The organism is Pseudomonas sp. lyk4-R2A-10 (assembly GCF_030209075.1).
In the GTDB taxonomy this organism is placed as follows: domain Bacteria; phylum Pseudomonadota; class Gammaproteobacteria; order Pseudomonadales; family Pseudomonadaceae; genus Aquipseudomonas; species Aquipseudomonas glycinae.
Window position 1 is genome coordinate 163,887 of record NZ_JARVSR010000010.1, and the last position, 23,810, is coordinate 187,696.

The following is a 23,810-nucleotide window of genomic DNA, read 5'->3' on the forward strand; positions in this document are numbered from 1 at the left end:
ACTCAAGGCACCAGCACAATAGCCCCCGGCAAACCGCCCCGGTGCAGATCGGCATGGGCCCGGGCGGCGTCCGCCAGCGGATAACGACGCCCGACATTGGGCTGGATGATACCGGCGTCAATCGCTTGCAACACGTCCTTTGCGCGCTGCTGGTATTCCTCCGGCGTGGCGGTGTGGGCGGCGAGGGACGGTCGGGTCAGGAACAACGAGCCCTTGGCATTTAAGGTGCTGATCTCGACCGGCGCCGGCGCCCCCGACGCCATGCCGAACGACACCAGCAACCCGCGCGGGCGCAGGCAATTCAACGACGCCTCGAAAGACACCCGGCCAATCGGGTCGTACACAACATCCACTTTCTTGCCCTGGGTGAGGTCGACCACCGCGTCGGCCAGCGTCGCCGCATCGAACACCAACACCTCATCACAACCCGCCAACCTAGCCCGCTCGACACTCTCGGCGCTGGACACCACACCGATCACCAACGCCCCCAAATGCTTCGCCCACGGCACCATGATCTGCCCCAGCGCACCAGCCGCGCCGTAGATCAGCACCGTCGAACCCGGCCCGACCGGGTAAGTGGACTTGAGCAAATACTGCGCGGTGATGCCCTTGAACAGCACCGCCGCCGCGTCCTCGAAACTCAGGCTGTCGGGGATCTTCACCAGCCGATTGGCCGGGTAGAGGCGGGCGCTGGCATAAGCGCCGACAGGGCCCGTGGCATAAGCGACGCGGTCGCCGACGGCCACGTTGGTCACATCGGCTCCCACCGCCACAACCCGCCCGGCACCCTCAAGCCCCAACCCAGAAGGCAACACCAGTGGCGCGGCACCGGAACGTTGGCTCAAGTCGAGCGGGTTGACGCCAATAGCGAACTGCTCAAGCCAGACCTCGCCGGGGCCGGGTGCTTGCGCGGTGGATTGCTCAAGCTGAATGACTTGAGGCTCACCGGTTTGATGGATGACGGCGCTGGTGACCATGTTGAACGCTCCCTTATGTTGATCGTGGGGAAGAGTCTAAAGGCCTGCGTTTGGAGCACTAGTCGGGTTGAATGCAGTTCATATGTGCATTCAATGCAGCAATTGGATCTAGGCCTCGTGGTTCGAATTCAACGCCCTTTACTGAAACGCAAACAGCCCGGGCCGACGCCCTTCGTCGTTAACGAGGGTGTCGGCCCGGGCTGTTTTGCATTCCATAACCTCTTGAGCCGCGCTTTTTCCTGCAACGGGAGACTCAATAAGTCGCGCTGTAGAAGCCGCCACGAACGGCTCCTACAGCCATCGCCGACTTACGCGACCTCGACGTGATCCAGCGCCTGATTCACCGCCAGCTCGGCAATCATCACGATTTGCGTAATACCGATCGCCGTCTTGCGATGCGAGGGATCGAGCGTGGCCGCGAAATTGCTCAGCATCTCACTGGCCGCCCCCAGGTTTTCGCTGGCATTGGCCAGCAGGCATTCGGTGTTGAATTTCGGATTGGCCAGATACATCCGCTCGGGCTCGTTCAAGGACGACATGATCCCGGCAGCGGGGAAGAGGTAGTGATCCAGCGCGCGCTCGGCGGCGTCGTGGAGTTTTTTGGAGTTTGGGGATTCGTAGGGGGAGGTGGGGTCGGTTTCGGGTGGGTTAGGTGTTGGTTTGATCATGGTGAAACTCCTTGTGTCGTCATCAGGAGCCATCACCCACACGCTACCAAACGTTGGGTGGTGGCCATACGCAGGTTGGTAGACCGGGACACAAGGAGACCGGCGCGCCCGAAGACGCCCTGTGCATGGCCACCATAAAGCCGAGGCGATTGACCGCCGCGATGGTGTGCTCTGCATCTTGTGTTTATCTCGGGCTACCAAACCCGATCACTGTTTTTCAGTGACCCGGAAACGATAAAACCCGCGGTGTAGACACACAAGCCGGCGGATTCTGGCGTAGTCGTAGGCAATGACGCAAGGCGTTGTAGCCTTGGGGAAGTTGCGGCGGGTTGCTTTAAACGGAGATGTTTAAGAGCTCAAAGCCTGGAGGAAATCTCCTTCCAGATGTAGTCGTAGTTGTATTGCAGCCAGCGAACCAACGCCTTATCAAACTGCCTGCGAAACCAGTTGTTCTCCCTCGCTGCCAACCTTTCCTCGATCATTACCCTGAGCGAGTCCGGATCAAAGCCAGTCCATACCGGAGGCACAGCGGCCACAAGGTTGGTGAAGCACACCGGCGCGACCTCTGAATAAAGGATTTCGTAGAGCACGTCAGGATCGATGCCTCTGACCTCCGCCGCTACATAATCGTATTCGACCGGAAAATCGTTGAAAGGCCAGGAGAGTGCAGCTCTGACGTCGGTCAGCTGAGGCTCAGTCAGAAGATGTCCCAAAACCAAAACTCCTTGAGTTCGCCACTCAGTGGATGAGGACAAGAGGCGGGGATATTTCTTGAAAGATAGTACTGGGCTTTATTGGCAGAAAGGGAACGGCGGGATTTTCAGAATTTCGGAAAATGCGGGATTTATGCGAGCCATTCGCGGTGGGCGAGAGCGCTTGGCTGGAACCAAGCGCTCAGGGTAGGGAGGGGCACTTACGGCTCCACCCCGATGTTTCAGTTTTTGCTGGCGTTCAGCTTGCGCAGTTCTTCGTAGGTCGCCGACTGGACGAACCAGAAGCCGGAAATGATGCACCAGCACAGGGTGCCGGCCACGAAAATACCCAGCGCCGGCAAGAACCCGCTGGTGAAAATCGCGACGATAGCGACCAGCCAGATGAATGCCAGGGAGAGATAGAGGACGGTGTTGTTGACGCTGATGACGAAGTCTTTCACGAGGGCATATTCCTTGCGGGATGTAGAAAAATTCCCCCTCTCCGGGGGAGGCGCAAGCATGCTATCACAATGCCTTCATGCTTCAAGGAACGGGACGGACTCGTTATTCATAAAATAGATTTTTCCCATTTTTTATATGGTCGATAACAAGGGAATTACTGCGACGTCTCTCCACAGACATTTCAAACTCTCAAAGATAAATTTGGCGTTCAATAAGCCAATACTTGGAAGGATAAATCGAGCTTCCTTCACTTTCCTTGTAGGCCTAAGCTATTAGGAAAGTGAAGGAGTCAAGACCGAAGAACTCACGAGGATTCAACGAGGCGAGGCTTTCGTGCATAGAACAGCCAAGCCATGATGCTGGTGTGTGCGACCGCAAACGGTCTTCTATGTGCGTGAAGCATCAACCTCAATATACTTCTTGACTCACCTTGGCGTCTAGCTCTCTAGAAAAATCAAAATCTCCCCATTTGGTGAACCAATTTTTGCTATATCTTTGAATTCTCTGCAAATTATTTTTAGGAACGCCATACAGTTGCAAAATTATTTTTTTAGTATCATCGCTCACAAATGGGCATGCTATGAGATCGAGCGCCAAATGCACCATTTCAGAGTCACCTACCAGCGAGTCCTGCTTCTGATGGAACCTCTCCAATACATGCTTTTCCAAAGCTGTCCTGAGCCGTGAGTAACGAGCTTTATTCTCTATGTAGAAAAATATGGTTACTACAGAGAAGTAGTTTAGATTAGATTTCGCTTGGAATTGGCCATCTTTGAGCTCGAAACCAAAGCTGTAGCCGAGTACTTTTTCATCTATGCGATAGTTTCTACCTAGCTGGCGCATTAGAACTAAAAGGTACATGATCTCAATTTTTGCGCCGTTTCCATCTGAGTGGTGATCCATTACGCTTCGGCATCTCTCGTATATTATTTGGGAAATCAGTGCGCCGTAGCTCAAACCAATTGGCTCGTTTTTGTAAAATGAAAGAATGCGCTGGCATATGCGGCATAGCTTAATGGTGGTGTTAACTTTTGGAGAGACTGCATAGATAAAAAATACAAAACCTAAAAGGGATTCCATTGACTTGGAAAAGCTTTTGTCAGTGCTGCCGATTTTCTCTATTTTTTGATAGTCGTCGATCAATGAGCCGATTTTGCGCTCAATAACTGATAGTGAATAGTTAAGGATTTCGCCATAGTTGACGCCAGAGGTGGCTAGGATGGACTTGAAGTCCGTAATTAGCGAAGATCTTCCAATGTATATTTCTCCCCTTGGCAGTGTTTCTCCTTCCTCAACTGTTGGTGAGATTTTGTAGGCGAGGGTTTGGTCGAAGAGATCCGATATGCGTTTTTTTGCTATAGAGATTGGCGTTATTATCGGGCGGGTTAGAGTCTCTTCTTTTCCTTTGTTCAGAGATAGTTTATATAGCTTTAAGCTCTCCTGAAGTGTCATTTTTATTTGGTGGCATACATCATCATTGTTGTAGAAAACAAAGTAGTCGTCTACATAGCGGTAGATTTTGAAGTCCGAATTATGGATGTATCCTTTTTCAAGTAACTTTGCGGAAATTTCAATGTCAACGGCCTGCAGAATTATTTCGGCAAAAATTCTTGAAACCTCAGGGCCGATAAGGATTCCATTTGTTTCGTTATGATTTAGCTTCTGCATGAGTGAATCAAAACTTCCTGCAAATGAGCCAATTATGGGTCTGAGGTTCTGTTTGGAAAAGTCTTTTCCATATATCGCCCACGCTAACGAGTGTGTGTAAATGCTATCAAAGCATCCTGAAATATCAAACTTAGTAAGGCTCCTGAAATCACGCTCGCTGCGGAGGTGCTCTCTGGATTCATAAAATTTAAAAACATTGCTGAATCGCTCATAAACGAAGAATGATTTCAAGTTTTCATAGTTTTCTCCGTCTACTTCTACCAGCGTGTCAGATTTGTCCTGACGTTCTATCTGCGAGCGAAAATCGATAAAAGTACAGCCCGCCACACGCCTTGGCGAGCGCAAGCTGAACTCGCTTTGGCCAGTGTAGTAAATCATCAAGTCTTTAAATTGATCGTAGAAATCCACTACAAGCAGTTGCCCCTTGGGATGCATCAGTGACAATTGTCGTAACTGATCTTGCTTATGCGTGGTGGAGAATATAAAGGGAACAGTGTGTACGAAGTCTGATTTGTCCAAGTCAAGTATGGAAATAGACCTGTGGCCTTCAGTTACGTGCCTAACAGGTTTTGAGGGCTGAATGCCAAATACCATTTTGACAAGGTTGTCTAGCACTTCGTCGTGATAGTTCCAAAAGATCTTATTGGTGGTGAATTTTATGGAGTGATCACATAAGAATCTGTAAAAGTATCTATTTGAAAAGACTATTGGAACCTCATATGGGAGCACATCGGATAATACGACTCTCTCTATGGGGAAGTTTATAGACAAAGCTTTCTTTTTAGACATGTTTCCATCCTCGTGAAAGCTCTGAAAGTTGTTTGGAGTCAAAATTTCTAAATAGTTTCTCCTTGAAGCCTTTTTCAAAGGATAGCTTCGAAAGCTTTCTAGTGAGTGAGGGGTTAGTGATGCTTCTGAGTTTGCTCCGGTAGAAATTGTCCAACCCCGATAGTTGCTTCGTATCTGTTATATGCTTGTTGCTAAAGTAGATTCCAATGAAAGCGTTACTTTTTCTATTAAATAGTCGCATGTTCCCGGTTAAGAAAAGACATCTTAGAATCAATTCCTCCGCCGATTTTTTAGGTATAAATGAGCATTTTGACGAATAGTCGGTGAAGGCCTTATCAATACGGGACTTGTATTTCTCAAATTTCCTTTCGCTTAATCGAACGCCTCGAGAGCTGTTAGAAACATCAAAGGTATATCCAAGATAGTCAAATTTCCCCTTTTGCTCCTCAAGCAGATCAATTGCTTTGGTCTTGTTGTTGAATTTTAATCCCTTGTCGTGAAGTATTTCGCTTAACGTAGATAGATACTTTGTTGCCAGCTCCTTTCGCTGAGGAGCGTACATTAATACCATGTCATCTACGTATCTGGCGTAGTAGAATAAATCATCTTGTCGTCTGATTTTTTCATCTATGCTCGATAAATATATTTCAGATAGATATGCGCTGATTCCAATTCCACGAGGTAAACCATTGGTCTCGCCGGAAGCAGTAGCGTAATCTTTCATAAGTCGCGTAAGTATTCTCTTGATTAATACTGATAGTTCCGGAGATCGATGGATTCCATCTAGCAGTTCCTTATGTCGGACCGACTCGTAGAAAGACTCTACATCTGACCTGATAATGTATTTTGGTACGCCATCCAAGGCTAGTGATTTTATTTGACTCACAAGTGTGTCGCGTGATGGCATGCGAATTTCGTTTAAGACTTTTAACGTTTTTTGAATGAACCTGACTGCGAGGGCTTGATCTAAATTGTTGCCAACACCATAAACTCTTTTCCCACCAATTAATGCAGGTAAAAGTGTCACGTTTAGTCTGAATTCCTTGCTGCTTATTCTCTTGGAGATTACTTCTAACTCGCCGTCAATTAAGCGCGTATGCTGAGCTTTGCGCTTGTCCATGACAAAAGTCAGACGTGTAACGCGCTTTTCATAAAAAGTGGAGGTTATTTTTCCTGTGCGTAAATGGTAGCGAGAAAGTGACCAAAGTTTGTTTAGCTTATAAAGTTTTACTCTTATTTTAAACGCTTCTGGGATATGTCGTTCTTCAAGATTGCCCCCTTTTTCTCTATCGTGCTTGAGTAGTTCGTTAAGATTTTTGATTGATAGGGCTTGATCCATACTAAATTGAACCTTCCATAAATTGTTCACCCTGCCTCGAGGCGATCTAAAAAAGGAGAAGAGAAAATAAGGAGCCTGCCAAACCTAAGCCTTAACCCACCGCCCCCGACCCCAACCACTCAACCAATCCACCCCCCACACCAAAATCAGCATAGCCAATATCACCGTCCCCGCCTGCGCCTCCTGAAACAAACTCAAGCTCACATACAACATCTGCCCCAACCCCCCAGCCCCGACAAACCCCAGCACGCTGGCCATCCGAATATTGTTCTCCCACCGATACAAACAGTACGCCAGCAACTGCGGCGCCAAATTCGGCAGCGTGCCGTAGCAGAATGCCAAAACCGGATTCCCCCCTTGCAACCGGATCGCATCCGCCGGTTCCGGCGGTGTGTTCTCCAGCGCTTCAGCAAACAACCGCCCCAACACGCCCGTGGTGTGCAGGGCCAGCGCAAGTGTCCCGGCATTCGGCCCAAGGCCAGCCGCAAGCACCATCAACGCAGCCCACACCAATTCAGGAATCGCGCGCAGGGCATTGAGCAGCAGGCGCGCGGCACTCTGAAAAAACCAGCCAAAGCGGCCAGCGGCGGGGAGCGCCAATAACAGGCCCAGCACAGCGGCGAGCAGGGTGCCGAGTGCGGACATGGCGAGGGTTTCCATCGATCCGCGCAGGATGGCGCTTAGGTAGTCAGCGCTAAGGTCCGGGCTGAGGAAGCGCGCCACATACAGGCCCATCTGTTTCAGGCTGGTAGCGCTGCCGAGTTCTTCAAGATCAAGGCCCAGGTAGGCAAATGAGGCAATGACGGCCGCGACAATGGCGAGTATCAGCACCGAATTGATCAGGCGTTTCATGCCAGCCTCCAGCGCAGCAGGCGGCTGAGTTGGTCGGCGCCGAGGACGAGGAGGAGGAAGGTCAGGAGCATGCTGGCGACTTCGCCGCCGGCGAACATGCGGATCGACAGGTCGATCTGTTGGCCGAGGCCGCCGGCGCCGACGAAGCCCATGACCACTGAGGCGCGGATGGCGCATTCCCAGCGGTAGACGGTGTAGGAGAGCAGTTCCGCCGCGACGTTGGGCAGTACGCCGTAGGCGAAGCTGGCGAGGCGGCCGCTGCCGGCCTGGAGCAGGGCGTGGGCCGGGCGTTGGTCGGTGGATTCGTAGATTTCGGCGTAGACCTTGCCGAGCATGCCGCTGTAGGTGATGGCGATGGCCAGCACGCCCGCCGCCGGGCCGAGGCCGACGGCGCGCACGAACAGCAGCGCCCAGACAATTTCCGGCACGCTGCGCAGGAAGATCAGCAGCCCGCGCACCGGCCAGCGCAGCAGGCGGCCCAACAGGCTCGGGCGGCCGCTGCGGGAGGCGGCGGTCAGCGACAGGGCGCGGCTGGCGAGCAGGCTGGCCGGCACGGCCAACAGCAGCGCCAGGGCCATGCCGGCGGTGGCGATGGCCAGGGTTTGCAGGGTGGCTTTGAGGAGTAATTGCAGAAACTCGCGGTCATGGGCCGGTGGCCAGAACATCGACACGAAGCGGCCCATTTCACTCTGGCTGTCGGCGTGAAACAGCACGCCCAGATCCAGCTCACTGAGCTGGATGCCGGGCCACAGCAAGGCAATCGCCAGCCCGGTCAGCAGCAACCGTGGCAGCGCGGCGGGGTCGCGGGTGTCGGCGCTCAGCATCGCGGAATCTGCACAATCAGTGGGGTGACGGCGGGCGCCGGGGATTGCAGTTGTTCGTTGGCGTAGAGGGTGTCGAGCATGTCGCGGCTGACTTGCGCGGACGGGCAGTCGAACAGGATTTGCCCCTCGCGCAGACCGACTATGCGCGGGAAGTGCGCCAGCGCCAGTTCCACCGCGTGCAGGCTCGCCACCAGCGTGACGTTGTGCTCGCGGGCATGGCGCGACAGGATCGACAGCGTGTGCCCGGCCAGCACCGGGTCCATCGCCGAGACCGGCTCATCCGCCAGCAACACCTCCGGCGCCTGATACAGCACGCGGGCAATGCCGACCCGCTGCAATTGCCCACCGGACAGTTGCTGGCATTGGCTGAAGAGTTTGTCGGCCAGATCCAGTTTTGCCAGGGCGGCGCGGGCGCCGGGCACGTCGAGCGGATGCAGCAGGTTGATCAGGCTTTTGCCCAGGCTCCATTGGCCGAGTTTGCCGGCCAGCACCGCCGTCACCACTCGTTGCCGGGGCGGCAGCGGCGGCGCCTGATGCACCAGACCGATGCGCGCACGCAGGCGTTGCCGTTGGCGGGCGGACAAGTGCCAGGCGCGCTCGCCCAGCACTTCGATGTCGCCGCTGCTGGGCCGAATGGCGGTCGCCAGCATATTCAGCAGGCTGGATTTGCCGGCACCGGACGGGCCGATGATCGCCACCTGCTCGCCGGCCTCGATCTGTAAATCCACGCCGCGCAAGGCCTCCACGCCATTGGTGTGGTGCAGAAAAGCCTGTTTGAGGCGCAGCGTCATTTCAGCAAGTCGGCGGCGCGGGCGGCTTCCTCGATGCCTTTGTAATTGTCCGGGCTGGTTTCGATGAAACGGCTGGCGGCTTGCAGGTCGAGGATTTTCTTGTGCTCGGGGTTGGCCGGGTCGAGGTCAAGGAAGGCTTTTTTGATCTTCGCCGCCAGAGCCGGGTCGAGGGTGCCGCGCACGGTCCAGTTGTAATCGAAGTAGGCCGGGGTGGTGGCGAAAACCTTGACCTTGTTGGTGTCGACCTTGCCGGCGTCCACCAGTTTCTGCCAGACGCTGGCGTTCAGCACGCCGGCGTCGACCTTGCCGGCCTGCACCCAGGCGACGGTGGCGTCGTGGGCGCCGGAGTAGCCGACGCGGCTGAAATAGCTTTCCGGTTTGATGCCGTCCTTGAGCATGAAATAGCGCGGCATCAGACTGCCGGAGGTGGATGACACGGAGCCAAAGGCGAAGGTCTTGCCCTTGAGGTCGGCAAGGCTTTTGACGTTCGGGTCGGCGGTGATGAATTTGCTGGTGAACTGCGCATCTTGCTCACGCTGCACCAGCGGAATGGCGTTGCCGGTTTTCAGCCGCGCCTGAACGAAGGTGAAACCGCCGAGCCACGCCAGATCGAGGCGGTCAGTGGCCAGCGCTTCAACCACCGCCGGGTAATCCGCCACGGGAACGAACTGCACGTCCATGCCCAATTGCTGTTGCAGGTACTTGCCCAGCGGCTCGAACTTGCGCAGCAGCTCGGTCGGGGCTTCATCGGGAATCGCGCTGACCTTCAACACCTCCGCGGCTTGCGCCAGCACGGCGGACAGGGACAGGGCCAAACCAGCGGTCAGTGCCAGGGTTCGCTTGAGCATGGAATTCTCCGTTTCGTGGGCATCAAGGTCGATGCACCCGTCGATGGGCAATCATCGTCGGGTGCAACGTCAGGTTAGACGAAACGGTGAAAGTGCGAGGGCGCCGAGATCACTTCAAGCGGTCAACGAGGGTCTTGCCCACGGCCAGGGCCGACGCCGGGTTCTGTCCGGTGACCAGTTCGCGATCAACCACTACGTGGCTGGCCCACGGCGCCGTGTTACTGCTGAAAACACCGCCAGCCTTTTCCAGTGCCGTCTGCGGATAGAACTTCATCGCGCCGCCGTTCAACAGGCCTTTGGCGATTTCTTCTTCCTGATTGCTGATGACCGTGAACTTATAGCCGGCATACGTCCAGTTGTTTGCCGTCGCGGCTTTGCCGGTTTCCAGTCGGCGGGTGAATGCGGTCGGATCCGTCAGGGTCGACAGCAGTGCAATCGGGCCGTGGCACACCAGCGCTGTGGTTTTGCCTGTTCGATGGAAGTTGTTCAGCAGTTTGCCCAGCGCCTGGCTGTGCAGCAGATCCTGCATCGGTGCGTGGCCACCCGGAATGTAGACGGCATCGAAATGCTCGTAGCCGACTTGCTCGACCCGCGACAGGCTGATGACCGGCGATTCACCGGGCGAGGTGATCTTCAGTTGTTCCAGCAGCGCCTTGTGGGTCTGCAAGGCTGCCACGTCATTGTTGAAATACATCTTGTCGTCGGAGGAGCGATCCAGCGTCGGCGCCTTGCCGGTCGGGGTGGCGAAGGTCACGGTGTGGCCGGCATCGAGCAGCAACTTGACCGGTTGCATCAGTTCGTTGAGGTAGAAACCGGTGTTGAAGACCTTGTCGTCCTTCAGATCGAGATGATCGGAGTCCGACAGCACCACCAGCACATTGGCCGCCTGGGCGTTCAACGCGGCAACGGAGAGAGACAAGGCGAAAGCAAGACGTGTAATTGAGCGCATGGCGATTCCAGAAGATGAAGGAAAGTGCGGCTCACTGTATTGATGCTCATGGCGGCGATAAACTCGCGCCACAGCAAAGCATTTGTTCTCTGGAGATCAAGATGAGTCGCCGATTCGATTATCTGGCCGACGTCGAAGTGTTCGTCACGGTGGTGGAGAAGGGTTCGCTGAGCGCCGGTGCAGTGTTTCTCGCAACCACGCCGTCGGTGGTCAGCCGGGCGATTTCGCGGCTGGAGGCGCGCCTGGGTGTGCAGTTGCTGCGGCGCACCACGCGGCGTTTGAGCCTGACCGATGCCGGTGTGTTGTATCTGGAGCAATCCCGGGCGGCATTCGGCCTGATCGACGACGCCGAGCGCACGATTCAGGGACAGGACGGCGAACTCAGCGGCCGCGTGCGCCTCAGCGTGCCGACCACTTACGGCCACTATCGTTTGCCGGCGATGCTCGCCCGTTTCACCCGGCAGCATCCGCAAGTGCGCGTTGAGTTGAGCATCAGCAATCGCAACGTCGATCTGGTGGCCGAAGGGTTCGACCTGGCTATTCGGCTGGGCGCGTTGCCGGACAGCGGGCTGATCGGTCGCAAGCTGGAGGACGCGCGTTTGTGTGTGGTGGCCGCGCCGGATTATCTGCGACGGGCCGGAACACCGCAGCGCGTCGACGATTTGCAGCGGCATGCGTGCCTGCCGTTCGTGATGCCCAGCACCGGGCGCGTCGGGCCGTGGCTGTTCCGTGAGCAGGGCGAAGACCGCGAATGGCTGCCCAGCGCCAATATTCAGGTGTCCGACGATGTGCTGGGGATTGTGTCGCTGGCGGAGCAGGGGCTGGGCATCTGCCAGACCTATGACTTCATTGTCCGCGAACGGATCGAAAGAGGGCGACTGGTGCGGCTGCTTGAACAGTCGGGCGGGCGCTCCCGACCGTTCTCGGTGATCTATCCGCCGCACCGGCAGCTGTCGGCTTCGGCGCGGGCGCTGATTGATTGTCTGACCCGAGAGGTCAGTCAAGGCACTGGGGAAGGCCTCGACTGACGCGATTCAAACGGCGGGCAGACGCGTCACCCATTTCCCGCCACCCGCGCCGTCCTTCAGGGCGCGCAAGGCCTGGGGCAATTCATCGAAGTTGAACATCTGCAGCGCCGGGCCGATCAGGCTGCCGTCGAGCAGCGCTTGCAGCAACTGCTCGCCGTTGCGGCGCAAGGTCTGGCGATCGTGCAGGCTGGCGTGGACGTGGAAGCTGTTCAATGCCACTTCATGCAGCGAAATCGCGGTGGTGAACGCCGGCAGGGGCGCGCTTTCCTGACGATCCTGAATGCACACCAGATGGCCGTTGTAGCCCAGCAGGTCGGCCATTTTCGCCGCGTGAGCGCCGCTGACTGTGTCGAACACGGCATGCAAACGACGTTCGCCGAGGCTGGCTGCGAGTGCGCTTTGCCAGTCCGGTTCGCGGTAATCGAATACGCCGACTGCGCCCAGGGCCTTGAGCTTTTCATGATGTGCGCCGGACGCGGTCGCCCAGACCCGCCATCCGCGTTGTACCGCCAGTTGCACCAGCAGCAGGCCGACCGCGCCGCCGGCGCCGATCACCAGCACATCGGCCGCGCCATTCGCTGGGACTTTCTCCACGGCTTGCCACGCGGTCAAACCGGGGCAGGGCAGTGACGCCGCCGCGGCATCATCGAGCGCGGCGGGCACCGACAGCACGGTGGCGGCGTCGAGCAGGCAGTACTCGGCGAAGCTGCCATCGTTCGCCAGTGATTGGTGATACGCCACGCGACTGCCGGGTTGCAGTGTCACGCCGGCGCCGGCTGCGACCACCACGCCCATGCCGTCGACACCCGGCACACGGCCGGTGTGCCACGCGGAGTGGCCCCACTCGATGATCTTCCAGTCCACCGGGTTCAAGGCGATGGCGCGGTTGGCCACCAGCACTTGCCCGGGGCCGGGTTGCCGGAGAGGTTTGCGGGTCAGTGTCAGGCCATCCAGCCCTTGGCCGGACGTCCAGGCCCAGGCAGCGTAATCGGTTTGCATTGTGCGATTTCCCATGACTGTCAATGGCCGCCAGTATCGGTGGCAACGTGCATGAGAAGAACCGGCCCTGGGTCAAAGGTGTTTTGCGTAAAAGTCAGCAATGGTCCCGCAGCACCTCAATCGACCTGCGCAAACCGCTCCACCAGCCAATCAATGAACACCCGCACTCGATTGCTCAAATGCCGGTTCGGCGGATACAGCACATGAAACGGATACGCTGGCGGACGCCAGTCCTCGAGGATCGGCACCAGTTCGCCGCGTTCGATGGCGGTCCTGACCGTGTAGCTGAAGGTGTGGATGATCCCCAGCCCGGCGAGGCCGGCCGCCAGGTGCGCGTTGCTCTCGTTGACGCTGATCAGGCCTTTGCCTTCGATCTGATGGCGTTCGCCGTTGCGCTGGAAGTTCGACGGCAGGATGCGCCCGGTGGAGGCCGAGCGGTAGGCGATCAGCTGATGGCTGGCCAGGTCGAGCGGGTGGCTCGGGGTGCCATGGCGTTGCAGATACTCGGGCGTGGCGCAGGTGGTCCAGGACACTTCACCAAGGCGGCGCACGGCGAGGGTTTGTTCGGTCAGCTGGCCGCCGCGAATCACGCAGTCGACACGCTCGCTGATCAAGTCCACCGGGCGGTCGCTGACGCCCAGATCAACCTGGATGTCCGGATAGCGTTCGAAGAACCTCGGCAGTTCGGGGATCACCAGCATCGTCGCGGTCGAGCCGCCGATGTCCACGCGAATCTTGCCGCGCGGCAGGCCTTGCGCCTGGCTGAAACCCTGATCGATGTCGTCCAGTTGATGCAGCAATTGTTGTGTCAATTGGTAATAGGAAGCGCCGTCTGCGGTGACGGTGAGGCGGCGGGTGGTGCGTTGCAGCAGGCGCACGCCGAGGTGGTTTTCCAATTGGCCGATCAGTTTGCTGACCGTGGTTTTCGGCAGGTTCAGCGAGTCGGCGGCTTTGGTGAACGAACCGCTTTCCACGACGCGGGCGAAGGTGCGGATCGCCATTAACTGATTCATCGGTTCGAGCTCGGTGGGGTAGATGCGGTTGAGTATTGTGCATGTCTGTGCACAAACAAAACCGATTTTGCGGATTTTTCAATTCAATTCATCGGCCTAAAGTCGCTTCCAACGGCTCACCTACGACCCGTCACCTACCTCGAAACGGTTACTGGAGATTCATCATGAGCAACAGACTTGAAGGCAAAATCGCACTGATCACTGGCGGCACCACCGGCATCGGCCTGGCCTCGGCGCAGGAATTCGTCGCTCAGGGCGCCACGGTATTCATCACTGGCCGTCGTCAGGCCGAACTGGACAAAGCGGTCGCCGCCATCGGCCCACGGGCCATCGGCATTCAGGGCGATGTGGCGAAGCTGGAGGATCTGGATCGCATCTACCGCGAGGTTTCCGCCAAGGCCGGGCACCTCGACATCCTGTTCGCCAACGCCGGCGGCGGGGACATGCTGCCGCTGGGCTCGATCACCGAAGAGCACTTCGACCGGATTTTCGACGCCAACGTGAAGGGCACGCTGTTCACCGTGCAGAAGGCCTTGCCGCTACTGCGCGATGGCGCCTCGATTCTGCTGACCTCGTCGACCACGTCGGTGCAGGGCACGGAGAACTTCAGCGTCTACAGCGCGAGTAAAGCGGCGGTGCGCAACTTCGCCCGCTCATGGTTGCTGGACCTGAAACCACGGCGTATCCGCGTCAACGCCATCAGCCCTGGCCCGGTGCGCACGCCAGGGCTGGCAGGGCTGGTGCCGGCGGAACACACCCAGGGGCTGTTCGATCAACTGGCGTCTATCGTGCCGATCGGGCGTCTGGGCGAGCCGAGCGAGATTGCCAAGGCCGCGCTGTTCTTGGCCTCGGATGACAGCAGCTTCGTCAATGGCATCGAGTTGTTCGTCGACGGCGGTACTGCGCAGATCTGATTTAAACCGCTTGATGCCCCGGCACTTGTTCAGTCGAGTGCCGGGGTTCTTCCGTTTCTTCGTCCGGCGCGTTATCCCAGATCAGGCGCGGGTCGAAACTCATGGCCGAGAGCATGGTGAACACGACCACCAGGCCGAAAAACAGAATCCCTACGCGCGGCTCGATATCCCCCAGCGCCTGGAATTTCACCAGCGCCGCCACCAGCGCGACCACCAGCACATCGAGCATCGACCAATAGCCGATCAGCTCGACGAAGCGGTACAGCTTCGAACGCTCCTTGCGCGCCCAATGGCTGTCCCGTTGCACGGTGACCAGCAGCAAGGTCAGCGCCACGAATTTCACCCCCGGCACGGCGATGCTGGCGACGAAGATGATGACGGCGATGTCCCACGCACCGTGTTCCCAGAACTCCAGCACGCCGCTCATGATGGTGCTGTCGGCGCCGCTGCCGAGCAGGGTGGTGTTCATCACCGGCAGCAGATTGGCCGGCACGTAAAACGCCAGCGCGGCGAACATGTAGGCCCAGGTGCGGGTCAGCGAGTTGGTCTTGCGCCGGTGCAGCGGCGCGTCGCAGCGCGGGCATTGGTGCGGTTCGCCGGTCATGTCGCAGGCCAGTCCGCAGCTGTGGCACAGGCACAGGTTGAGTTCGCTGGCAGTCGGTGGCCGTTTCATAGGATGTCCCACAGTTCACGCACGTCGCGCCCGGCGATGCGGATCAGCAACAGGCTGAGCACGGCCAAGGCAAACAGGCCGATGCCGGGAATGACGTCGAGCATGCCCGCCAGTTTGAACACCGCCACCATTGCGCCAAGCAAACACACTTCGAGCATGCTCCACGGCCGCAAGGTTTCCAGCCAGCGCATGCACAGCTTGAACCCCGGTGAACGGCGCGAGGCGAGGGCGAAGCTCAAGACCCAGATCAACAGAACCAACTGGAAGGCCGGGGCGATGATGATCGAGATTGCCGCGACCATCGCCATGAAGGTGATCGGCCCCTGACTCAGGGCCAGCACTGAATCCCAGAGGGTCGCGCTGTTTTTCAGGCCCTTCATGCTGATGCTCATCACCGGGTAGAAATTGGCGAACAGCCACAGCATCGCCGCGGTGAAGCTCAGGGCCAGCCGTTGCTCCACGCTCAGGTTGTTGTAGCGCTGGAGCACGGCGCCGCAACGCACGCAGAGGGTCTTCTGGTGTTTGGCCAGCACGACTTTTTCGTACACGCAGTCGCAATGCTCGCAGATGATCAGTTGATCGGTGCTGGCCATGGGGCGCTCGGCGGGAGGAGAACTTGAACCCTTTCACTATAGAAGCGCAGGGGCATTCAACAACTGTCACCTTGCGAAACGCGCGTGGGGCGATGAAATCAGCAATCCGGCGGGCAACAGCAACCCGTTCTGGTAGCGGTTTTCCGGTCTTGTCAGAGCACCGGTTGCGTGGCGTCCTCTTCCGCAATGGCAGCCCGCACGCTGGGCCGCTCGGCGATGCGCGACATATAGTTCGCCAGCGCTGGCCAGTCTTCGATGGCGATCCTGAACGTCGGTAACCATTTCAGCACCGTGAACAGATACGCATCCGCTACACCGAACGTCTGCATCAGAAAGGGCTGGGTGGCGAGGAGGCGGTTCAGGTAATCCAGACGCTTGAACAGTTTGTGTTTGAAGAGCGTTTTGGTGGTTTCCGGGATTTCGCTGCTGAACAACGGCGCGCTGCCCCCATGAATTTCCGAACTGATGAAGTTCAGGTGTTCCTGCAAGCGCGAGCGCTCCCAGGTGCCATTGGCCGGGACCAGCGCATGACCAGGCACGAGGTCGGCGAGGTATTGCAGAATGGCCGGCCCCTCGGTCAGCACTTCACCGTTGTCCAGCATCAGCGCGGCCACGTAACCCTTGGGATTGATCTGGCGAAAGTCCTGGCCATCGGCGGTTTGCTTGGTCTGGTTGTTGACCCGGATCAGCTCGAACGGCAGCTCCAGCTCGCGCAACACAATGTGCGGTGAAAGCGAACAGGTCATGGGGGCGAAGTACAGTTTCATGGGGGCTCCTTGCAGATGGAGCCTCAGAATCGGCTATCGCCGCGCCGCTTCGCAAAGGACAAATGCAGTGCTAGCGTATGACAAAATCTCATGGACTGAAGAGGTCATATGCTGCCCCGATTGCCATCGCTTAACGGATTGCGCGCCTTCGAATGCGCCGCCCGGCATATGAGCTTCACCCGCGCCGCCGAAGAACTGAACGTCACGCAGACCGCGATCAGCCATCAGATCCGTCGCCTCGAGGATGAGCTTGGCGTGCGTCTGTTCATGCGCTTGAAGGACGGTTTGGCGTTGACCGAGGAGGGCAATGCTTACTTGCCCGGCATTCGTTCGGCGTTTCTTGAATTGCGCTACTCGACTGAAAAGCTGCTGGAATCCAGCAACAACAGCGTCCTGACGATCAGCACCCTGGTATCGGTGGCGTCGAAATGGTTGTTGCCGCGTCTGCCGTCATTTCGCGAGGCGCATCCGGACATTGATGTGCGGATCAGTGCTTCCACCGAGTGGGTGGACTTTCGCAAGGGCGGCATCGATGCGGCGATCCGCTACGGCGACGGGAATTGGCCTGGACTTCGGGCCGACTGGTTGATGGCCGACGAGATCTTTCCGGTGTGCAGCCCGCCCTTGCTGACCGGCGACAAGCCGTTGAATACGCCGGCGGACCTGGCCCATCACCCTTTGCTGCAAGTCAGCGGCGTGACCGCCAATGACTGGAACGACTGGCTGCATGCGGCAGGCCAGCCACCGCTGACGGCCAAAGGCCCACGATTGACCTTCGACCTGGCGATGATGGCGGTGCAGGCGGCGATTGACGGGCAGGGCGTGTGCATCGGTCGCTCGACCTATGTCGATGACGATCTGCGCGCAGGCAGGCTGGTGGCGCCGTTTGATTTGCGCTTGAAATCCGCTTCCGGCTTCTATCTCGTCACGCCCCACGATCAGGCCGAATCGAAAAAGATCGTGGCGTTCAGAGGCTGGCTATCGCAGGTGCTGGCCAAACCCTTTGTATAAGCGTGTATCCATCGCGCCGCCGTACACAAACGGGTAACAAACCCCGTCATCAGGACACATCCTGCGTACATGCCTCGGCCAAAGTAGTCGTCAACACATCACTACTTCCAAGAGGACAACACCATGCGCCGCACACTTCTGATGACCGCTGCCGCCGTACTCGTTTCGCTGACCGGCCTCGCCCACGCGGCTGACACCCCATCTGCCGCCCCGGCGAAGAGCTGGCAGCAGGGCCTGAGCCGTACCGATCTGGTCCGACAGGACCTGGGTGCGGCGGATCGCGAGGTGATCCAGGCTCGCGTCGATTTCGAACCAGGCGTCACCTCGCCCAACCATGCGCATCCGGGTGTGGAAGTGGCTTACGTGATCAGCGGCACGTTCGAATACCGGCTGGAAGGCCAGGCACCGGTGACACTGAAGGCGGGTGATTCACTGTTCATCCCGGCGGGTGTGGCGCATATCGCCAAGAATGTCGGCAACGAGAAGGGCTCGGAACTGGCGACCTACATCGTCAAGAAGGGCGAGCCGTTGCTGATTCTCAAGCAGTAACGTTCCGCGAAAACGAAGAAGGCCTGCCGATGTGGCAGGCCTTTTTGCGTCCGCTGTTCAGCGTATCAGTGGGCGTAAACCGGGTAGTCGGTATAGCCACGCTGATCGCCGCCAAAGAACGTGCTCGGGTCCGGTGCGTTGAGCGTCAGGCCTTCGCGGATTCGCCGAGGCAGATCAGGGTTGGCCAGAAACGGTCGGCCAAACGCGATGATGTCGGCGCGACCGTCGGCCAGCGCCCGTTCCGCCGACTCGGGGTCGTAGCCGCCGGCGATCATCAGCACGCCACCCCACGCATCACGCAACTGAGCGATGATCGCGTCCCAGCGCGGGTCGAAATTTTCATCCTTGACGGTGCCGACCACGGCCGGCTCGACCAGATGCAGGTAGGCGAGTTTCCAGCGGTTCAGCGAGCGCACGATGTAGCCGAATGTGGCCTCCGGCGATTCATCGCCCATGCCCATGAAGCGGCCCATGGGTGTCAGGCGCACGCCGACACGGTCGGCACCGACTTCGTCGACCACGGCCGCCACCACTTCCAGTAACAGGCGCGCACGGTTTTCCAGGGGGCCGCCATAACCGTCGGTGCGCTGGTTGCTGTTGCTGTTGATGAACTGGTCCAGCAGATAGCCGTTGCCGGCGTGAATTTCCACGCCATCCATCCCGGCGTTCAGTGCATTGCGCGCAGCGCGGCGGTAGTCGCTGATGATGTCGGCGATCTCCGACGTTTGCAGTGCGCGCGGCACCGGCACGTCGCCCCAGACACCGTTGCCCTCGTCGTCGACGATGAAGGTCTTGCCCGGCACAGGCAATGCGCTAGGCGCCACCGGCAGTGCGTTGTCCGGTTGAAAGCTTGGGTGCGATACGCGGCCCACATGCCACAGTTGCATGAAGATCAACCCGCCGGCCTCGTGTACCTGGCGGCTGACTTCACGCCAGGCTTGCACTTGTTCATCGTTGTAGATGCCAGGCGTCCACGCATAACCCTGGCCCTGGCGGGAAATCTGCGTGGCCTCGGTAATGATCAGCGCGGCGCTCGCCCGTTGGCGGTAGTACTCGGCGTTCATGGATGTCGGGATGTCGCCCGGTTGCCCGGCACGGGAGCGAGTCAACGGCGCCATCGCTACTCGGTGGGGAAGTGTGTAGGGGCCGAGGGCGATGGGACGGAACAGTTGTTGTGTCATGGGGGTTCTCCAGTCTTCGAAAAGGATCGGCAGGGCGGTGTCGGGACATTTGGCCCGACACCGGATGGCCCTACGTTAAGCGGCTGTCCGGTGCTTGATAATCCACACGTGACGCCACGCTGCATTGCGCGAAATGCAACGTGGCGTGGTTCAGGAAGGCTGTTGCGAGCGGGTCAGGGGCAGGTTCAGCCAGCGCCGTCCGGTGGCGTTCGCCACGGCATTGCCGATGGCGGCTGCCATGGGGCCCTGAACGATTTCGGCGGCCCCGAGAAACGGTTGCCCCGGCTGGTCGAGCAGGTGAACGTCGACCTTTTTTGGTACTTGCGAGAAGCGCAGGATCGGGTAGCCGCTCCAGTCGTAGCTGCGGATGCCACCGGCGTCATAGGCGACCTTTTCATACAGCGTCCAGCTGGTGGACTGCACGATCCCGCCCTCGACCTGGTTGCGCAGGCCGTCGGGACTGACGATCTGGCCCACGTCCACTGCGGTCACGACGTGATCGATCTGCACTTCGCCGGTCTGCGGATGCACCCGCAGACGCACGGCAATGGCGCAGTAACCCATGATGTTTTTGTAACGCGCGAAGGCGAAGCCAAGGCCTGCGCCGGGTTCACTGCTTTTTTGCGGCCAGCCGACGGCATCGCGAACCTGTTCAACGACAGCCCTTGCCCGGGGATCGGTCAGGTGGGCCAGGCGCAGGGCAACCGGATCCAGTCCGGCCTTGGCGGCCAGCTCGTCGATGCAGGCTTCGATGGCGAAGACGTTGATGTGCGCGCCCAGCGAGCGCATGGCCGAGGTGCGGAACGGCATTTCGGTGACGAAGTTCATATCGATCCGCGAGGAGGCCACGGCGTACAGCGGCACCGCGTTACGATCGCCATCGCCCTCAGGCTGAGCGATCGGCACCGACGGTGCGGAGGCGAACGGCCGGGCCAGCAGGCGTGCGGGCAGCAAGCGCCCGGCGTTGACGATGCGTTCGTTGTGCGGCGTGGTCCACAGCTCATAGTTCCAGTCCTGCAGCCGACCCTGTGCGTCAAGGTTGGCTTGCACTTCGGTGACCATCGCCGAGCTGTACGGCTCCCAAAGGTTTTCCTGCTCGCGCATCCATTGCACCCGCACCGGCGTGCCCGGTACGCGCATGGCAATCAACGCTGCGTCGGCCGCGGCATCGTCGGCGCCGTTGTGGCCATAGCACCCGGAACCTTCGGTGTGGATACAGCGCACGCGCTCGGGCGGCAGCCGCAGCATTTCGGCGATCCCGGCACGCAGCGGATACACGCCCTGGGTGTGGGTCCAGACGTTGAGGGTGCCGTCCTTGAACCAGGCCACGGCGCAGGACGGACCGATCGAACCGTGCATCAGGTATTGCTTGGTCACCCGGGCGCGATATTCGTTGTCGGTCGCGCCTTGTGGGGTGCCTTCATGGCTAATCGGATAACGACGCGAGGGCAGGCGCTTGAGGAGCGCATGGATGTCGCGCGATTCGGGAATCGCCTGTCCGCCGCTCCAGCGCGCCGAGGCGTATCCATGACGCATGGCTTTGATCGCTTGCCATTCATCCCGCGCGACCACGGCCAGATAATTGCCGTCGCGAATCACCTGCACCACCCCCGACAGCGTTTTGATCGAATCAATATCGATGGCTTCCAGCGTGCAGCCGGGGCGCGGCGGGCGGATGACCCGGGCGTGGAGCATGCCCGGCAGGCGAATGTCCTGCACGAACGCGGCGCCGCCGCTGACTTTGCCCGGGATATCCAGCCGTGGCAGCGAATGGCCGATGAGCTTGAACGACGCCGGCGGCATCGAGGGCGACTCGGATTTTGCATAGCGGTGCAGATCGACCTGCTGCACGGCGTCGGCGTAGGACATGCGTTGCCCGGTCGGGCCGAGAATGATGCCGTCGCGAGTCGTCAACAGTGCCGGCGCAACGTTCCAGCTGCGCCCGGCCGCTTCCAGCAGCATCTCGCGCACTTGTGCCGCCGCGTTGAACAGCGCGGTGCCGCTGTCGAAAATCGTGTGGCTGCCGGCGGTGTAGCCTTCGTTCGGCGTCAGTGCGGTGTCGGCGGTGAGCAGGTTGATCGCGGTCGGAGCTACCTCCAGCCGTTCAGCGGCGATTTGCAGCAGCGCGGTTTTGACCCCGGTGCCCAGTTCGACCTTGCCGGTGTAGACGGTGATGCCGTTGTGGCCGACGCGGATCCAGGCATCGAGCCAGGGGTTGGTGCGCAGGCTGCCGGGCAGGTCCGGCGCCAGCACGACCGTACCGAGGGTATCGACTTCGGTGTCAGCCAGGGCGCGGCGCGAGACCGGCACCAAAGCAAACGCTACCAGCAGAGCGCCCCCGCGCAGGAACGCACGGCGACTGTGATCGACCTCATTGATCGTCGTCATAGCGCGCTCCCGTTTTGCCGGGCGACAAGGTTGATCGCCTCGATGATGCGCAAGTGCGTGCCGCAGCGGCAGAGGTTGACGGACATGTGTTCGCGAATGGTCTGCTCGTCGGGGTGCGGATTGCGTTCCAGCAGAGACTGCGCACGCATCAACATGCCGGCGATGCAATAACCGCATTGAGCGGCCTGCTTGTCGATGAACGCTTGCTGCAGAGAGCCGGGGTGTTCGGCGGTTCCCAGACTCTCGACCGTCCGAACCTTTTTGCCTTCGAGACCGGTGCAGGGTGTCAGGCAGGAAAACACCGGTTGGTCATCGACGATGACGGTGCAGGCACCGCATTGGCCCAGACCACAGCCGTACTTGGCGCCGTTCAGGCCTAGGTGATTGCGCAGCGCATAGAGCAGCGGCATGTCGGGCTCCAGTTCGAGAGCCTGGGTGGATCCGTTGACGTTGAGGGTGATCTGAGTCATTTCGTCTCCTGACGTAGCGCTTGGAGGGTGGCAGGAAGGTCGGTCCACGGTTGGTCGGGGCTGGCCTGATGGCGCAGGTAGACGGCCAGGGCGTCGAGTTGAGCGTTGTCGAGACTGGCGGCGAATGAGGGCATTACCGGCCCCGGCTGGCCGGGTTCTGCCGGGATGCCTTCGAGTACGGTTTTCACAAAGTTGCGCGGGCTGGCAGCCTGCAGCGCCGAGGTGCGATCCAGTGCCGGGCGGCCGTCGATGTCACGCATCGGCGCGCCTTGGGCATGGCAGCCGGCGCAGGCACTGGCGAACAGCAGCGCGCCAGAGGATCGATCCGCAGGTTCAGCGCTGGCGCTCGGAATTTCGTTGATCGCGGTTTTCGCCGGCAGACTCAGCAGGTACTCGGCAATCGCCTGAGCATCTTCCGCGGGCAAGCGCGCCAGACCGAGACTGACCGGGCGCATCGGGCCCGCCGCCGTGCCGTGTCCGTCGACCACGTCGGCCCGCAGGTAACTCACCAGTTGCTCGCTGCTCCACGGGTTTGCCCGGTGCGCCATGCCCAGCAGTGAAGGCGCGTCCCAGCCATCCACGCTGCCGCCGGCCAGGTTTTCGCCGGATTTCTCGGCGCCGATCAGGTTCAACGGCGAATGACAGCCCGCGCAGTGACCGGGCCCCTCGACCAGGTAACGCCCGCGATTCCACGCTTGAGATTGCTGCGCCACCGGCGTCAGCGGCTGCCCATGCAGGAACAGCAGGTTCCAGAACGACACCAGTGGCCGGATGTTCATCGGGAAGTTCATGCGGTTCTGTTGTGGCGGCGAGTCCACCGCCGGGCCGCTCATCAGGTACGCATAGGCGTCGGCGATGTCGTCTTCGCTCATGCGCCGGTAATGAACGTAAGGGAAGGCCGGGTACAGGAAGTGGCCGTCGCGGGAGATCCCTTCACGCATCGCCCGCTCGAAGGCCGGCAGCGACCATTGGCCGATGCCGGTCTGTGGATCCGGGGTGATGTTGGTGCTGTAGAGGGTGCCGAACGGCGTCACCAGCGGCAGTCCGCCAGCCAGGTATTGGCCGCCGGGCCGCGTATGACACACCGCACAGTCGCCCGCCTCGACGACACGCGCGCCGCGTTGCCGTTGCGCGGAGTCGAAGGTTTGCGGGCGTTCGACCGGCGCAATTGCCGGCCGCCACATCAGCGCCAAGGCCGCGATTGCCCCGATCGACGCGAGGGCTGCTGCGCTGATCCACAGCGTTCTGGATCTCATGAAATGGCCGTTCATGAGCGGTTGCCCAAGAAGCACGCGGTGGGCGTGAGGGACGGATTTGGCATCTTCGACAACTCCTTGAACGACCGGGGAAGGGCGCCGATGCAAA

24 protein-coding genes are annotated in these 23,810 nt (G+C 59.3%); 4 read left to right on the forward strand and 20 right to left on the reverse strand.

Annotated features, from left to right (window positions below):
* Positions 1 to 2: 2 nt before the first annotated feature.
* The 11 genes from QRN46_RS14185 to QRN46_RS14235 form a co-directional block, all read right to left on the reverse strand.
* A complete protein-coding gene (locus tag QRN46_RS14185) occupies positions 3 to 977 on the reverse strand; it encodes a quinone oxidoreductase family protein (RefSeq protein WP_285355341.1) in 975 nt (324 codons plus the stop codon).
* 308 nt (positions 978 to 1,285) lie between these two features.
* The gene (locus QRN46_RS14190) at positions 1,286 to 1,645 is read right to left on the reverse strand and encodes a DUF6124 family protein (protein WP_039773181.1); all 360 of its coding nucleotides are present in this window, start codon (positions 1,643 to 1,645) and stop codon (positions 1,286 to 1,288) included.
* Positions 1,646 to 2,001: 356 nt separating this feature from the next.
* Positions 2,002 to 2,358, reverse strand: a complete 357-nt coding sequence (locus QRN46_RS14195; protein ID WP_285355344.1) for a DUF7079 family protein — start codon at positions 2,356 to 2,358, stop codon at positions 2,002 to 2,004.
* A 221-nt stretch (positions 2,359 to 2,579) separates the two neighbouring features.
* A complete protein-coding gene (locus QRN46_RS14200; RefSeq protein ID WP_011333849.1) occupies positions 2,580 to 2,798 on the reverse strand; it encodes a hypothetical protein in 219 nt (72 codons plus the stop codon).
* Positions 2,799 to 3,207: 409 nt separating this feature from the next.
* Positions 3,208 to 5,256 carry an antiviral reverse transcriptase Drt3b gene (gene drt3b / locus QRN46_RS14205; RefSeq protein WP_285355349.1) on the reverse strand — a complete coding sequence of 683 codons (2,049 nt, stop codon included), beginning with the start codon at positions 5,254 to 5,256 and terminating at the stop codon, positions 3,208 to 3,210.
* A complete protein-coding gene (gene drt3a, locus QRN46_RS14210) occupies positions 5,249 to 6,595 on the reverse strand; it encodes an antiviral reverse transcriptase Drt3a (protein WP_285355351.1) in 1,347 nt (448 codons plus the stop codon). The genes drt3b and drt3a overlap by 8 nt, the downstream gene beginning before the upstream one ends.
* Positions 6,596 to 6,679: 84 nt before the next feature.
* Positions 6,680 to 7,447 (reverse strand): phosphonate ABC transporter, permease protein PhnE, encoded by a 768-nt coding sequence (phnE, locus tag QRN46_RS14215; RefSeq protein WP_282473882.1) that lies wholly within the window; start codon positions 7,445 to 7,447, stop codon positions 6,680 to 6,682.
* The gene (locus QRN46_RS14220) at positions 7,444 to 8,271 is read right to left on the reverse strand and encodes a PhnE/PtxC family ABC transporter permease (protein WP_085747402.1); all 828 of its coding nucleotides are present in this window, start codon (positions 8,269 to 8,271) and stop codon (positions 7,444 to 7,446) included. The genes phnE and QRN46_RS14220 overlap by 4 nt, the downstream gene beginning before the upstream one ends.
* Entirely contained in the window at positions 8,265 to 9,062 is a 798-nt protein-coding gene (locus tag QRN46_RS14225) for a phosphonate ABC transporter ATP-binding protein (protein WP_285355352.1), read from the reverse strand. Before QRN46_RS14225 ends, QRN46_RS14220 begins: the two co-directional genes overlap by 7 nt.
* Positions 9,059 to 9,910 carry a putative selenate ABC transporter substrate-binding protein gene (locus tag QRN46_RS14230; protein WP_007955223.1) on the reverse strand — a complete coding sequence of 284 codons (852 nt, stop codon included), beginning with the start codon at positions 9,908 to 9,910 and terminating at the stop codon, positions 9,059 to 9,061. The genes QRN46_RS14225 and QRN46_RS14230 overlap by 4 nt, the downstream gene beginning before the upstream one ends.
* A 109-nt stretch (positions 9,911 to 10,019) precedes the next feature.
* Positions 10,020 to 10,859 (reverse strand): type 1 glutamine amidotransferase domain-containing protein, encoded by an 840-nt coding sequence (locus tag QRN46_RS14235; protein WP_285355353.1) that lies wholly within the window; start codon positions 10,857 to 10,859, stop codon positions 10,020 to 10,022.
* A 101-nt stretch (positions 10,860 to 10,960) separates the two neighbouring features.
* Here QRN46_RS14235 and QRN46_RS14240 point away from each other — a divergent pair, with 101 nt between their 5' ends.
* The gene (locus tag QRN46_RS14240) at positions 10,961 to 11,887 is read left to right on the forward strand and encodes a LysR family transcriptional regulator (protein ID WP_285355354.1); all 927 of its coding nucleotides are present in this window, start codon (positions 10,961 to 10,963) and stop codon (positions 11,885 to 11,887) included.
* A gap of 6 nt (positions 11,888 to 11,893) precedes the next feature.
* On the opposite strand, the gene QRN46_RS14245 is transcribed toward QRN46_RS14240, so the two are convergent.
* Together QRN46_RS14245 and QRN46_RS14250 are read right to left on the reverse strand one after the other, a co-directional pair.
* Positions 11,894 to 12,886, reverse strand: coding sequence for a zinc-binding dehydrogenase (locus tag QRN46_RS14245; RefSeq protein ID WP_285355355.1), 993 nt, complete (start codon positions 12,884 to 12,886; stop codon positions 11,894 to 11,896).
* A gap of 116 nt (positions 12,887 to 13,002) precedes the next feature.
* The gene (locus QRN46_RS14250) at positions 13,003 to 13,899 is read right to left on the reverse strand and encodes a LysR family transcriptional regulator (RefSeq protein WP_201818233.1); all 897 of its coding nucleotides are present in this window, start codon (positions 13,897 to 13,899) and stop codon (positions 13,003 to 13,005) included.
* 164 nt (positions 13,900 to 14,063) lie between these two features.
* On the opposite strand from QRN46_RS14250, the gene QRN46_RS14255 reads away from it, so the two are divergent.
* Positions 14,064 to 14,813, forward strand: a complete 750-nt coding sequence (locus QRN46_RS14255) for an SDR family NAD(P)-dependent oxidoreductase (protein WP_201818234.1) — start codon at positions 14,064 to 14,066, stop codon at positions 14,811 to 14,813.
* A 1-nt stretch (position 14,814) separates the two neighbouring features.
* Here QRN46_RS14255 and QRN46_RS14260 read toward each other — a convergent pair whose 3' ends face one another.
* The 3 genes from QRN46_RS14260 to gstA form a co-directional block, all read right to left on the reverse strand.
* Complete coding sequence (locus QRN46_RS14260; protein ID WP_011333862.1) at positions 14,815 to 15,486, reverse strand: paraquat-inducible protein A; 672 nt, start codon at positions 15,484 to 15,486, stop codon at positions 14,815 to 14,817.
* Positions 15,483 to 16,079, reverse strand: a complete 597-nt coding sequence (locus tag QRN46_RS14265; RefSeq protein ID WP_011333863.1) for a paraquat-inducible protein A — start codon at positions 16,077 to 16,079, stop codon at positions 15,483 to 15,485. The genes QRN46_RS14260 and QRN46_RS14265 overlap by 4 nt, the downstream gene beginning before the upstream one ends.
* Before the next feature lie 152 nt (positions 16,080 to 16,231).
* Positions 16,232 to 16,846 carry a glutathione transferase GstA gene (gene gstA, locus QRN46_RS14270; protein ID WP_011333864.1) on the reverse strand — a complete coding sequence of 205 codons (615 nt, stop codon included), beginning with the start codon at positions 16,844 to 16,846 and terminating at the stop codon, positions 16,232 to 16,234.
* Positions 16,847 to 16,954: 108 nt separating this feature from the next.
* On the opposite strand from gstA, the gene QRN46_RS14275 reads away from it, so the two are divergent.
* Together QRN46_RS14275 and QRN46_RS14280 are read left to right on the forward strand one after the other, a co-directional pair.
* Positions 16,955 to 17,857, forward strand: coding sequence for a transcriptional regulator GcvA (locus QRN46_RS14275; protein ID WP_201818237.1), 903 nt, complete (start codon positions 16,955 to 16,957; stop codon positions 17,855 to 17,857).
* A 123-nt stretch (positions 17,858 to 17,980) separates the two neighbouring features.
* The gene (locus tag QRN46_RS14280; protein ID WP_007955201.1) at positions 17,981 to 18,406 is read left to right on the forward strand and encodes a cupin domain-containing protein; all 426 of its coding nucleotides are present in this window, start codon (positions 17,981 to 17,983) and stop codon (positions 18,404 to 18,406) included.
* 65 nt (positions 18,407 to 18,471) lie between these two features.
* On the opposite strand, the gene QRN46_RS14285 is transcribed toward QRN46_RS14280, so the two are convergent.
* The 4 genes from QRN46_RS14285 to QRN46_RS14300 all read right to left on the reverse strand — a co-directional run bounded on the left by QRN46_RS14285 (position 18,472) and on the right by QRN46_RS14300 (position 23,701).
* Positions 18,472 to 19,587: an alkene reductase gene (locus QRN46_RS14285; protein WP_201818239.1), complete on the reverse strand. Its 1,116-nt coding sequence runs from the start codon at positions 19,585 to 19,587 to the stop codon at positions 18,472 to 18,474.
* Between the two features lie 150 nt (positions 19,588 to 19,737).
* Positions 19,738 to 21,975: a xanthine dehydrogenase family protein molybdopterin-binding subunit gene (locus QRN46_RS14290; protein WP_285355356.1), complete on the reverse strand. Its 2,238-nt coding sequence runs from the start codon at positions 21,973 to 21,975 to the stop codon at positions 19,738 to 19,740.
* Positions 21,972 to 22,445 carry a (2Fe-2S)-binding protein gene (locus tag QRN46_RS14295; RefSeq protein ID WP_285355357.1) on the reverse strand — a complete coding sequence of 158 codons (474 nt, stop codon included), beginning with the start codon at positions 22,443 to 22,445 and terminating at the stop codon, positions 21,972 to 21,974. The genes QRN46_RS14290 and QRN46_RS14295 overlap by 4 nt, the downstream gene beginning before the upstream one ends.
* Complete coding sequence (locus tag QRN46_RS14300; RefSeq protein ID WP_285355358.1) at positions 22,442 to 23,701, reverse strand: c-type cytochrome; 1,260 nt, start codon at positions 23,699 to 23,701, stop codon at positions 22,442 to 22,444. The genes QRN46_RS14295 and QRN46_RS14300 overlap by 4 nt, the downstream gene beginning before the upstream one ends.
* Between the last annotated feature and the right edge of the window lie 109 nt (positions 23,702 to 23,810).